8 protein-coding genes, 1 tRNA gene and 2 pseudogenes are annotated in these 12479 nt (G+C 52.5%); 4 read left to right on the forward strand and 7 right to left on the reverse strand.

Annotated elements, in window-relative coordinates; all coding sequences use genetic code 11:
* Nucleotides 1-80: 80 nt before the first annotated feature.
* The 4 genes and pseudogenes from QRY16_RS20585 (at nucleotide 81) to QRY16_RS20600 (ending at nucleotide 4820) form a co-directional block, all read left to right on the forward strand.
* Complete coding sequence (locus QRY16_RS20585; RefSeq protein WP_289777889.1) at nucleotides 81-380, forward strand: helix-turn-helix domain-containing protein; 300 nt, start codon at nucleotides 81-83, stop codon at nucleotides 378-380.
* A 226-nt stretch (nucleotides 381-606) separates the two neighbouring features.
* Nucleotides 607-2052: pseudogene (locus QRY16_RS20590) on the forward strand (UvrD-helicase domain-containing protein).
* Nucleotides 2046-3755 carry a TraI domain-containing protein gene (locus tag QRY16_RS20595; protein WP_289777886.1) on the forward strand — a complete coding sequence of 570 codons (1710 nt, stop codon included), beginning with the start codon at nucleotides 2046-2048 and terminating at the stop codon, nucleotides 3753-3755. Before QRY16_RS20590 ends, QRY16_RS20595 begins: the two are co-directional and overlap by 7 nt.
* Nucleotides 3756-3803: 48 nt before the next feature.
* Nucleotides 3804-4820, forward strand: coding sequence for a tyrosine-type recombinase/integrase (locus QRY16_RS20600; protein WP_159465173.1), 1017 nt, complete (start codon nucleotides 3804-3806; stop codon nucleotides 4818-4820).
* A gap of 191 nt (nucleotides 4821-5011) precedes the next feature.
* On the opposite strand, the gene QRY16_RS20605 is transcribed toward QRY16_RS20600, so the two are convergent.
* From QRY16_RS20605 to QRY16_RS20635, 7 genes and pseudogenes are all read right to left on the reverse strand, one after another.
* A tRNA-Phe gene (locus QRY16_RS20605) sits at nucleotides 5012-5087 on the reverse strand.
* Between the two features lie 306 nt (nucleotides 5088-5393).
* On the reverse strand, nucleotides 5394-7274 hold the full coding sequence (gene mrdA, locus QRY16_RS20610; RefSeq protein ID WP_289777887.1) for a penicillin-binding protein 2: 1881 nt from the start codon (nucleotides 7272-7274) through the stop codon (nucleotides 5394-5396).
* A gap of 213 nt (nucleotides 7275-7487) precedes the next feature.
* Nucleotides 7488-8201: a purine-nucleoside phosphorylase gene (deoD, locus tag QRY16_RS20615; RefSeq protein ID WP_193406424.1), complete on the reverse strand. Its 714-nt coding sequence runs from the start codon at nucleotides 8199-8201 to the stop codon at nucleotides 7488-7490.
* A gap of 32 nt (nucleotides 8202-8233) precedes the next feature.
* Nucleotides 8234-9457 carry a phosphopentomutase gene (deoB, locus tag QRY16_RS20620; RefSeq protein ID WP_193406423.1) on the reverse strand — a complete coding sequence of 408 codons (1224 nt, stop codon included), beginning with the start codon at nucleotides 9455-9457 and terminating at the stop codon, nucleotides 8234-8236.
* 92 nt (nucleotides 9458-9549) lie between these two features.
* Entirely contained in the window at nucleotides 9550-10878 is a 1329-nt protein-coding gene (gene deoA / locus QRY16_RS20625; RefSeq protein ID WP_289777888.1) for a thymidine phosphorylase, read from the reverse strand.
* 64 nt (nucleotides 10879-10942) lie between these two features.
* Nucleotides 10943-11722, reverse strand: coding sequence for a deoxyribose-phosphate aldolase (gene deoC / locus QRY16_RS20630; protein ID WP_193406421.1), 780 nt, complete (start codon nucleotides 11720-11722; stop codon nucleotides 10943-10945).
* A gap of 302 nt (nucleotides 11723-12024) precedes the next feature.
* Nucleotides 12025-12354 (reverse strand): annotated as a pseudogene (locus tag QRY16_RS20635) (TatD family hydrolase); the annotation flags it as partial.
* Nucleotides 12355-12479: the final 125 nt, after the last annotated feature.

Here is a 12479-nt window from a genome sequence, read left to right on the forward strand (position 1 = left end):
GATTACATCGAAATGTTTTATAACAGTAAGCGTCGGCATGGTTCGAGTGATCAGATGCCACCGACGGAATATGAAAAACAATATTATCAACGGCTCGGAAGTGTCTAGATTATCCGTGGCGATTCATCCTTGCCGCAGTAAGAAAAAAGAAGAAATCACTTGCCGCTTTGTCGAGAGAGAATGGCTTTTGTGCCGGAACGTTAAGTAATGCGCTTACGAAGCCCTGGCCGCGTGGCGAGGCGATTATTGCCAGCGTTATTGGTCTGTCGCCTGAAGAAATATGGCCCAGCCGTTATCAGTCAAAAACATTCAGAATGCGCAAGCGAAAGTGTGCAGGAAAAGATATGTCTGCTGCTGAGGAGAAAATAAACCATCAGTAGCGGTCAGGAATATGCAGAAAAAAAGCAACGCCAGGGAATTACCAAAATAAAAAAACGATCAACTGACAATTTGGTATTTATATGGCCATTCTGGCCAAACGAACGAAATCGCACATAAATCAGAGAGGATTTAATTTATTACCCGCGGAAAAAGGTTTTCCCGTGGTGCATGACGTGATGACCGGTCCAGTATGATGGCTGGTCAGGTAACTATGGAGCGCTGCTGATGTCATATTCTGATACGCCTAAACAGACGGCTGTTATCGGCTGGACGGGGCATCGTCTGGTTGTCAAAGCTTTTGCCGGCACGGGCAAAACTTCTACGCTGGTGCGTTATGCACTTGCCAATCCTGACAGCAGAATGCTGTACCTGGCCTACAACCGTGCGGTCAGGGACGAGGCGGAGCAAAAATTCCCGTTCAATGTTGAATGCCAGACTTCTCACCAGCTGGCCTGGACCAATTTTGGCCGCCACTATCAACACAGGTTGACCGGCAGCCTGCGCATTACCGACGTGGCGCGTCAACTCAATACCCGTTACTGGCCACTGGCACGCATGGCTGTCACCACGCTCAGTGCTTTTCTCTGCAGCGCAGATACTGAAATCAGTCTTCAGCACCTGCCCGCTGAGGATGAGCGCAGCGGCCTGTCGGCAGAGAAGATACTGACTGCCGCGCAGCAGCTGTGGCACGAGTCGGCCCGCCAGGATGGCACCCTCCCGGTCACGCACGACGTTTACCTCAGGCTGTATCAGCTCTCCCTGCCCGATTTATCTGAGCGCTGGCAGACGCTGCTGTTCGATGAGGCACAGGATGCCAACCCGGTGACGCAGTCGCTGGTGCTGACACAAGCCTGTGATGTGGTACTGGTTGGCGACCGTCATCAGCAAATTTATCGTTTCCGCGGGGCGGAGAATGCCCTCGACGCCCCACAGCTGGCCGGGGCGGATTATCTTTTCCTGACACACAGTTTTCGATTCGGACCTGCCGTAGCCCGTGTGGCGAACATGCTGCTTGCACGGCAGGGCGAAACGTTGTCCGTGATTGGGCACGGAGGTGACGACAACGTGATCTCCAGCTTATCGCCAGGATCCAGACCACAACACGTCGCGGTATTAAGCCGGACCGTTGCCGGTGTGATTGGGGCCGCGCTTGAGGCCAGTCTGGCCGACAGCAAGGTGTACTGGGTTGGCGGCATCGCCGGCTACAAAACGGAAGAGCTGGAGGACCTGTACTGGTTTTCGGCGGAGATTCCCGAACGGATGCGATCCCCATTACTGACCCGGGAGTACCGTAATTTTGACGAGTTTGAATCGGTGGCCCGGGCCACTAAAGACGCAGAAATGAACCAGGGATTACGGTTACTTGATCAATATTTCCCTTTGCCCCAAAAGCTGCAGGTGATGCGCGAACATGCCGTAGCGGATGAAAGCCAGGCTCAGGTGACGGTATCAACAGCACACCGCAGTAAGGGACTGGAGTGGCCGGTGGTCCTGTTAAACGACGACTTTGCCGATATCACCGACCCGCTGCTGGCAGACAGTGAACGTACTGATGAAACCAACCTGCTGTAGGTAGCCGTAACACGCGCCCGGCACACCCTGGTAACCAATGCCTTATTGCAGTCGCTTATCGACGACTGTGATAAACAGGGGAATTCATCGTCATGTTGAATGCGATAAAAGCGCTGCTGGTCGGTGCCCGCGAGGTCCCGGTAATACAGTCGGTCCGGTCTTCCCTGCCTGCAGGGCCGGCGGGGTATTTTATGCCGGGGTCTGCCGCTCAGCTGCTGAATACATCGTCCCGCAAACAATGCCTGCAACAACTTTGGGAAAACAGTGCATTACCGAAAGATTTATATGAGCGTTTTTACCTGCAGCCTCTCAGGCAGCTGGTCGAACTGATGCAGGTACTGCCGGCATCGCAACAGGGGGAGTTTGCCAGAGAAGGTGGGCTGGCTGATGTCACCCTGCAGACAACGACATTTGCCGTTCGCCTGGCTAAAGGGCATATGTTACCTCCAGGCGCAGCACCGGAAGACCAGTCCGCTCAAAACATCCTGTGGAATGCGGTGGTGTTTTATGCTGCGCTCTGGAACTACCTGCCTCTGCTTAGCCAGGTTGAAGGGGAGCTGCAGAGCGGCCGTGCCTGGTTACCGGGACTGACGGTTCCTGCCGGGTCCTATCGTTTTCGTTTCAGGGATAACGTGCCAGAGCCGGCGTTAGTGACGAGCCAGAGTGCATTGATTGCCTGCCGTCTGATGCCAGCAGAGGCTATCAGCTGGTTGTCAACTCTGCCAGCTGCGGCAGAGGCCGTGATGCTGATTGCCTCACGTCAGCCGGGCTCGTTACCGGTGATTGATGACATCGTGCGGGAGGCGGTGAGGCTGGCCCGGGGAGAAGGGCTGATAATCGCCGCACCTTCGGTTGCCATGCCTCACGTTTTGCCGGTTCCGGTCGACATCCTCATCCCGCTTCAGGCAACTGCTGCGCCTGAGGTCGCACGCGATACCGGTATAACGTGTGTTGATATGCGAAGTGCGGACGCCAGCGTGCCGGCAACAGAGCCTCCTTCAACCAAAAGCCATCATTCTGCGGGCATTTCAGGCCCGGGGGATGTATTGCTGAGTTCGGCACTGGACACGCCGGTAAATGACAAGCCGCTGGCTGAAAGGGTGGTGACCCCTGAACCGGTGGTCGGGGCGGAAGAAGATATGCAAACGCTGCTTTCGCTGATGGATGTCAGCGTGGCTGCACCGGCTAACCAGCAGGTAAGGTTTCCCCTGCAGAATGGGAACCCTGTTCAAGAATTTGACCTGATGCCGGCACCGGTTACTCCCACAGTAACCGAGGATTATGCTGATTTATCAGACCAAAGACAGGAGCCTGGCGTTGCGCCTCAATTCACTGAAGCGGTAAGCGTTACTTCTCTACAATGTCAGCCTCAGACCTCCAGCAAACAGGGTGATGTTGGGGTGAACTCCGGCTCATGGTTAACTTCGGGTGGCCATTCTGGCGAGACCTTTTGGCAGTGGTTAAGCGAGGGGCTTGTCTCTGGTGAAATCCCTGTCAATACCCCTGAGGCGAGGATTCACCTTGTTGCCGGCTTTGTTTTTATCACCGTGCCCGGGATTTTTTATCTTTATCTGAAACAGTCAGGCCTGGAGGGCGGCCCGCGTGAGGCCCTTCAGGAAGATTTTGAACGTCTGGAGAAGCATCGTCGTGTCAAAGGTAAGCGTTTTTATTTTGCTCACCTGTATGAAAGTTCGGATCGCACTGGTCCATTTAAACGAACCAAGGGTTATCTCATTAAAGCGAGTTTGCTTTATCGCGGGAAAGGTGTGTCTGCAGACAGCCCGGTACTGGTTATCCCTTAACAGAGAGTGTCCATGTTAAGTGAACGTTTGAACAGGGAGAAAATGACCATGAATAAAACACGCCTGATGGGCTGGGACGTTTTGCTTGATGAATACTTTTTCGCTAAAGCATTACGCCCGGAAACTGAAAAAAGTTACCGCAGAGTGGTAGCCGTGTTTCGGCAGTTTATTGGCCATGACACGTTGCCTGATGAGGTAACGCACAGAGATATGCTGCTGTGGCGCCGGGATATGCTGGGGAGAGGGTTAACAACCAGCACCTGGAATAATAAAGTGCGCCATTTATGCGCATTGTACAATCTGGGGATCAAGAAAAAATGGCTCGTTCTCGAAGAAAACCCACTGACCGGAACTCAGGTTCCGCCCGGGAGCAAAAGAAAGAAAATACTTAGTCGTGACCAGCTGGTACGGATCAATCTTATCCTGGGGCAGTTTGAGGAAAGAGAAAAGCACGAGGCAGGGAAATCGCGGCAGTGTGCACTTTTCCCCGTGTGGTACTGGCGTACAGTGATTGATGTGTTGCGATCGACAGGAATGCGACAGAATCAGCTATTACACATACGGCTCAGGGACGTAAACCTGGAGTCTCACTCCATACTGTTGTGCAAAGAGGGAAGCAAAACGCACCGGGAGTGGTTAGTCCCTATCGTGAGTTTCGTTCGGGAACGTATGCGAATAATTGTTGATCGCGCCACAGCACAGGGGGCCGAGCCAGATGATTACCTGTTTGATGTGGGGCGATTCCTGTACCCATCAGGAGAGGCTGGTGCTGAACCTGGCATACAACCTGTACGTTCCTTTTTTACCCGATTAACCAAAGAGTGCGGGTTTAAGGTCAGTCCGCACCGGTTCAGGCATACCCTGGCCACCGAAATGATGAAATCACCCGATCGCAACCTGGCCATGGTAAAAGGATTGCTGGGACATCGAAGTGTCAGTACAACCATGGAATATGTCGAACTGGATTTGAAGATTACAGGACAGGCTCTGGAGGAAGAATTGTCTCTGTATATGGATGTGATAACGGCCCATGAAGAAGCCAGCCGTGTATTGACACAACTTTAACAAACTGTGAAAATCACCGGCGATCGAGAAAAGGACACCTGTGAGTCACCACAGGTGTCCTTTTTAAGAGGAACCAGATTATCAATATCGAGTGTGCAAATTCGGAAAACACTGCGATATCAACCTGCCAGTTCCTTTGTTCCGCCCGTTAAAGGGTGTACCTCTAACCAGCGTGCTTTGATGCAGAATGTTGGTGCCCGAACCCGGAATCGAACCAGGGACACGGGGATTTTCAATCCCCTGCTCTACCGACTGAGCTATTCGGGCAACGGGCCGCATTAAACCTTAACTCCCTTGTAGCGTCAAACGCTTTTCACAAAAATAAATTCGACTGACGCCTTTTCCATCAATCACCGGCTGCCACTGAAATATTGCGATCGTTGCCCGGTATATTTTCAGTGCATAAAGACGTTAACCTGATTACCGAACCTCTCCTTAACCAACACAATAAGGTGCGATTCTGGCCTGGCTTAACGTCTGGCGACTTGTCACCCCGTGCCGCGACCGGCGGCAGATTTGCAGTGTGCAGAGCAATACTGATGCCACGGCTAAAAAGCCTGGCCGCCGCGCTGATCAGGGTTTCTGCTGCGCCACCTGTACCGGTGCAGGCGTGGCCGGTGGCAGGAAAATATGGTCAAGGATTTGTCGCATAACCGGGGCTGCCGTGACGCCTTCGCTGCCACCGTTTTCCAGAATCAAAGCTATCGCTACTTTAGGGTCGTTAAAGGGCGCAAACGCGGTATAAAAGATATGGTCGCGTAAGCGAACTGGAATCATTTTGGCGTTATAAGTTTGATTTTGCTTCAGGCTAAATACTTGCGAAGTCCCGCTTTTCGCCGCAATGCCGTATGGCGCAGTGTGAAAATATTTATAGCCGGTGCCGTTTGGCGCATTCGCCATGCCGAACATCGCATGACGCACCAGCGACCAGTAAGGCGATTTAGCATCGCCAACTTGTGCCTGTGGCAGTTTCGGTTGATAGTTCTCCACCAGCTTGCCACGCTGGGTTTTCTCCAGCAGATGCGGGGCAATAACCCGGCCATTGTTAATCAACGTGACCATCGCTTTTACCATCTGGATCGGCGTGGCAACCCAGTATCCTTGCCCAATGCCCACCGATATAGTATCCCCCTGATACCAGGGTTTTTTATGCACCTTCTGCTTCCAGTCACGACTCGGCAACAAGCCGTTGTACTCTTCATGCAAGTCGATGCCGGTGGATTTGCCATAGCCAAACTGGCTGAGCATGGTATGAATGCGATCAATCCCCATCATAAACGCCACCTGATAAAAGAAGGTATCGGCAGATTCCTCAATGGCTTTGGTGACGTCCAGCATACCGTGGCCAGATTTTTTCCAGTCACGATAACGACGATCCGTGCCCGGTAAAGTCCAGGTTGGCGCACCGAAAAAGGTCGTTTGGGGAGTAATGACTTTCGTCAGTAACGCTGACATCGCCATATAGGGTTTCACCGTTGAAGCAGGCGAATACAGGCCCTGCGTCACACGGTTTATCAGCGGCAGACTTTTATCCTGCAATAGCGTTTCGTAGGCTTTGTAGCTAATGCCTTTTACGAATGGATTGGGATCGTAGCTGGGACTGGACACCATCGCCAACACCGAGCCATCGTGGGGATCTTCAACCAACAGCGCGGCACGTTGACCCGCCAGCAAACTTTCAATGTACTGTTGCAGATGAAGATCCAGCGTCAGCGTAATATTCTTACCGGCAACCGGCGGCACCTCTTTTAACACCCGCACGATGCGTCCGTGATTATCGACTTCTACTTCCTGACACCCTGGCTTACCGTGCAGCACCGACTCGTAATAGCCCTCAATCCCCTGCTTTCCGATGTTGTGGTCGGCGGCGTAGTTTTCAGCGATGCCCGCTTTATTTAATCTTTTGGCATCGTTATCGTTAATTTTCGAGACATAACCGACCACGTGCGCCAGATCGGCACCATAAGGATATTGGCGATCCTGATAGGTATCAATACTGACGCCCGTGAAGTTAAACTGATTTACCGAGAAGCGAGCAACCTGTTCATCCGTAAGTTCTTCTTTAAGGATCAGGGGTTTGTAGCGGCTGCTCTGTTTTAGCATGCGCTGAAAGCTGCCTATTTCGTCTGGCGTGAGATCGATCAGCGGCGTCAGCGCCTTGAGCGTGGCCTGCATATTCTCAATTTTATAGGGCGTCAACGTGATGTCGTACCAGGTGACGTTGCGCACTAATGGGATGCCGTTACGATCGTAAATCAGCCCACGCGTCGGCGCAATTGGAATCATTTTGATGTCGTTCTGGTTAGATCGCGTCTGATAATAACTGTGATCGCGCACCTGTAGGCGATAAAGATTAACGCCCAAAATAGTGAAACAGATAACAACCAGAATAAAAGCCACCGCTGCACGGCGAACAAACAGCTTTTCTTCAGCTTCGAAATTACGAAAATTCATCAGGAGGTATTAATTATTGGCGGTTTATGTTTATTTTTAATTGTCGACTTAATGATAAAGGGCATGAAAGCCAGTGCCAGTACGAAGATGCACAAGCCGGGGCAAAAGTGTGTCATTTAGTGAAGATGTTACTGAAGAAACGTAAACGCGAAAGAGAAATGCAGGCACCTCAGGAGAAATGCCTGCGCCCTGCGGCGCAGACACTCATTAAGCTCAATCGCCCAGCAAGACAGATTCCAGCGCGATTTTAATCATGTCGTTAAACGTGGTTTGTCGCTCAGCCGCCGTCGTCTGTTCATGGGTACGGATATGGTCCGACACGGTGCAGATAGTCAGCGCTTTCGCCCCAAATTCCGCGGCTACGCCATAGATGCCTGCCGCTTCCATCTCCACGCCAAGAATGCCGTATTTCTCCATAACGTCGAACATCTGCGGGTCTGGCGTATAAAACAGATCGGCAGAGAAGATGTTACCGACGCGTGCCTCAACGCCCAGCGTTTTCGCCGCATCCACAGCGTTACGCACCAGATCAAAATCAGCAATAGCCGCAAAGTCATGGTCTTTAAAACGCATGCGATTCACTTTCGAATCGGTACATGCTCCCATGCCAATGACGATGTCACGCAGTTTTACATCCGCCCGCACCGCGCCGCATGAGCCCACACGAATAATTTTTTTCACGCCGAAATCGGTGATCAGTTCTTTGGTGTAGATCGAGCAGGATGGGATGCCCATACCGTGACCCATCACCGAGATTTTGCGCCCTTTGTAGGTGCCAGTATAACCCAGCATACCGCGCACATTATTCACTTCAACCGGATTGTCCAGAAAGGTTTCAGCGATGTGCTTAGCACGCAGCGGATCGCCGGGCATCAGTACGACGTCTGCGAAATCACCCATTTCTGCATTAATGTGAGGCGTTGCCATTGTTCATATCCTTTTTAAAATGGTCGATGTTTTTATAGCATGTTCTTGCCGTAGTCCATGCTGGACAGGCCAAAATAGTGCGCAATGGTTTGACCAATATCAGCAAACGTTTCGCGGTAGCCGAGCGAGCCGGGTTCCACTTTCGGGCCGTAGATCAAAACTGGAATGTGCTCACGCGTATGTTCGGTGCCTTGCCAGGTGGGATCGCAACCGTGATCGGCGGTTAAAATCAGAATGTCATCTTCGCCTACCAGCGCCATCAGCTCCGGCAAACGTCGATCAAACAGCTCCAGCCCTCCGGCATAGCCAGCGACATCGCGACGGTGACCCCAGGTTGAGTCGAAATCAACAAAATTAGTGAAAACAATGGATTGATCCGGCGCGTGCTTCATTTCTTCAATCGTGGCATCAAACAGCGCGTCGAGGCCGGTGGCTTTGACTTTTTTGGTGATACCCTGTTCGGCGTAAATATCCGCGATTTTACCAACAGAAATCACGTGGCCGCCCTTCTCATCCACCAACTTTTTCAGCATGGTGGATGACGGCGGTTCCACGGCTAAATCGTGGCGGTTGCCAGTACGTTCAAAATGACCCGCTTTATCACCCACAAACGGACGGGCAATGACACGACCAATGTTATAGCCGCCTTCCGTTAACTCCTCACGTGCAATTTCACACAGCGCATACAGCCGATCCAGCCCAAAGGTCTCTTCATGACAGGCGATCTGGAACACGGAATCTGCGGAGGTGTAGAAAATCGGTTTGCCCGATTTCATGTGCTCTTCGCCCAACTGGTCGAGGATCACCGTACCCGAGGAGTGGCAGTTGCCAAGGTAGCCAGGCAAATCGGCACGCTCTACCAGTTTATCCAGCAGTTCCTGTGGAAAGCTGTTTTCTTTGTCGCTGAAATAGCCCCAGTCGAACAAGGCTGGCACACCGGCAATTTCCCAGTGACCAGACGGTGTATCTTTACCCGACGAGATTTCGCTGGCGTAAGCATACGCGCCGGTGATTTTTGCCTCAGGATCGAGGCCTGGCGGGAAGCGGCCGGTAGATAACTCTGCCGCTTTACCCAGGCCTAATGCCGTCAGGTTTGGCAGATGAAGCGGGCCTTTGCGACCTTTGTCAGCTTCACCGTTAAAGCAGGCTTCGGCGATATGACCTAACGTGTCCGAACCTGCGTCACCGAATTTGTCGGCGTCCTTGCTGGAGCCGATTCCGAAAGAATCGAGAACCATTATAAATGCACGTTTCATGCAAGCCTCCTGCGCTTGTGCGCGTGACAAGTCAAAAAAAGCGATCAGATCAGTATACCTGAATGTTTTGTGACTGGCACCGGTTGTAATCTTTAACCTGCTTCAGTCACGCGGCGATAAACCACCGGCGTGGCTGCGGGTGCGCTGTCGCTAAGGGTGATGGCGGCTTTCACTGCTTTCGCTGCCTGTTGCCAACAGGCTTCGCTGCTGGCATGAATCACCGCCAGCGGTCGCTGCGTATCAGCGCGTTCGCCAAGCCTAATCATATCGCTCAGACCAACGCTGTAATCGATGCTGTCACTGGCGCGTTGCCGCCCGCCGCCCATCGCGACAACAGCCAGGCCAAGCGCCCGCGTATCCATGCTGCTGACAATGCCTGGCTCATCGGCATATACCGCTTTGCTCAGCATGGACGCAGGAAGGTAAGTATCATGGCGCTCGACAAAATCACTGGGGCCATTCTGCGCCGCCACCATGCGAGCAAACACCTCGGCAGCTTTGCCGTCATCCAGTACCTGCATCAATTTTTGGCGGGCCTGTGCATCGTCTGTTGCCAGCTTGCCGGAAATCAGCATCTCGCTGCATAGCGCCAGTGTCACTTCAAGCAAGCGCGGATTACGCTGCTGACCGGTCAGGAAACGCACCGCTTCGCGCACTTCCAGCGCATTTCCGGCACTGGAGGCTAACACCTGGTTCATATCGGTAAGCAGCGCGGTGGTTTGGCAACCTGCACCGTTTGCCACGCCAACAATCGCCTGCGCGAGATTTTCTGAAGCTTCCCAGGTCGGCATAAAAGCACCAGAGCCGACTTTCACATCCATGACCAGCGCATCCAGCCCTTCAGCAAGCTTCTTCGCCAGAATCGAGGCGGTGATCAGCGGAATGGAGTCAACCGTGGCGGTAATATCCCGCGTGGCATAGAAACGCTTGTCAGCCGGTGCCAGTGAATGAGTCTGGCCGATAATCGCGACACCCACGTCTTTGATGATTTGGCGGAAACGATCCTCGCCTGGAAAGATGTCAAGACCAGGGATGGCTTCCAGTTTGTCCAGCGTACCGCCGGTATGGCCCAGACCGCGTCCGGAAATCATCGGAATGTAACCGCCACACGCGGCTACCATTGGGCCTAGCATCAGCGAGGTGACATCGCCAACGCCGCCGGTTGAGTGTTTGTCTACGACTGGTCCGTTCAGATTCAGCGATTTCCAGTTCAGCACCGTGCCGGAATCGCGCATTGCCATGGTCAATGCGACACGTTCGGGCAACGACATATCATGGAAATAGATCGTCATCGCCAGCGCGGCAATCTGACCTTCAGAAACGCTGTTATCGCGCACCCCATTAATAAAGAAGCGGATTTCTTCTTCATTCAGCGTATGGCCGTCACGTTTTTTACGAATAATTTCTTGTGGCAAGAACAAGGTAAGCCCCCTTACGCAGGGAAGTGTCGGTGTTGAAAAGGCGGTCAGCGACCGCCTGAAAATGTTAGTAACCGGACTGGCTGGTTTCGCTGTTGTAACCCAGCGTATTTAACAGGTTCGACAGCAGGCTGGAGGCACCGAAACGGAAATGACGCGCATCGGCCCAGTCTGCACTTAAAATATCTTCCGCCAGTTGCAGATAAATCGCAGCATCTTCCGCCGTACGCACACCACCAGCCGGTTTAAAACCAACCTGCTGCTGCACGCCTTTATCACGGATGACGCTCATCATGATTTTCGCGACTTCCGGGGTGGCGTTGACCGGCACTTTGCCGGTTGAGGTTTTAATGAAGTCAGCGCCCGCATCAATCGCTATTTCTGACGCCTGACGGATCAATGCTTCTTCTTTTAACTCACCGGTTTCGATAATAACTTTCAGCAGCACGTTCGCTGCCGCACAGGCTTCTTTACAGGCGCTAACCAGGTCAAAACCGACCTGCGAATTACCGCCGATCAGAGCGCGATAAGGGAATACCACATCCACTTCGTCTGCGCCGTAAGCGATGGCAGCACGCGTTTCAGCCAGCGCAATTTCAATATCGTCATTACCATGCGGAAAGTTGGTGACAGTGGCAATGCGAATTTCAGGCGTGCCCTGTTCACGCAGGGTTTTGCGCGCGATGGGAATAAAACGGGGATAGATGCAAATCGCCGCTGTGTTTCCAGCGGGGGATTTTGCCTGATGACAAAGCGCAGTCACTTTTGCGTCGGTGTCATCGTCATTCAATGTCGTTAAATCCATCAGTTTCAACGCACGCAGTGCTTGCGCTTTAATTTCGGTCATGATGCTCTCCAACAGGCTCGGATGCGGCCTACAGGCAGGCCGACTGAATGTGATAATAATAACAATTGCTGCCTAATCTTTATGTGTTACAAGTCACATCAAAGTAAAGAATGGCTGCAATGGTATTATCAATGCAGTGAGTTAAATCACAAATATTGCGATAACAGCACAATTATACGCCAGTGCGGGCAGTGTTACTATTATCACATTTATGGCGTAACTATACTGCTGTAACTATGCCGTTAATGCCGCGAATGCTCTTTAGCACAGCGCATTACCCGACCGAGGCAGGCAATCAGGGATTAGCGGGAGAAGCGAAACACCGTTTGGCTGTTCTGCCACAGCGCATCGGCAATTTGCCGGGGCGATTCAGAACGCAGGTTGCATAGCGCTTCCCATACCAAACGCGCACGTTCAGGGCGATTCGGCTGCCCCTGAAAACCGTGCAGCGGCATATCTGGCGCGTCGGTTTCCAGTAATAGTGATTCGAGCGGTAGCTGAGCGATCGTCTGACGGGTTTTGCTGGCGCGTTCATAAGTAATAGTGCCACCCACGCCAATCGCATAACCGAGTTTGATAAATGCCTGCGCCTGTTGCAGGCTACCGGCGAAACCATGCACTACCCCGCGACGGCTGGGGAATCCCCAGAAATGTGCGGGTGAAAAAAGACAGGCATAGAGTTATGTGATCTACTGATTGTGCCAACAATTCAATGAGATCACCTCTATGCCTGCCCATCAAGTATGCCAGAAATTTT

Origin of the sequence: Mixta mediterraneensis (genome assembly GCF_030283135.1) — a bacterium.
Taxonomy (GTDB): Bacteria; Pseudomonadota; Gammaproteobacteria; order Enterobacterales; family Enterobacteriaceae; genus Pantoea; species Pantoea mediterraneensis.

Coding starts and splice junctions, on each gene's coding strand:
- deoD (WP_193406424.1), bottom strand. CDS start 8,201: ATGGCAACGCCTCACATTAATGCAGAAATGGGTGATTTCGCAGACGTC.
- mrdA (WP_289777887.1), bottom strand. CDS start 7,274: ATGAATTTTCGTAATTTCGAAGCTGAAGAAAAGCTGTTTGTTCGCCGT.
- QRY16_RS20600 (WP_159465173.1), top strand. CDS start 3,804: ATGAATAAAACACGCCTGATGGGCTGGGACGTTTTGCTTGATGAATAC.
- QRY16_RS20595 (WP_289777886.1), top strand. CDS start 2,046: ATGTTGAATGCGATAAAAGCGCTGCTGGTCGGTGCCCGCGAGGTCCCG.
- deoB (WP_193406423.1), bottom strand. CDS start 9,457: ATGAAACGTGCATTTATAATGGTTCTCGATTCTTTCGGAATCGGCTCC.
- deoC (WP_193406421.1), bottom strand. CDS start 11,722: ATGACCGAAATTAAAGCGCAAGCACTGCGTGCGTTGAAACTGATGGAT.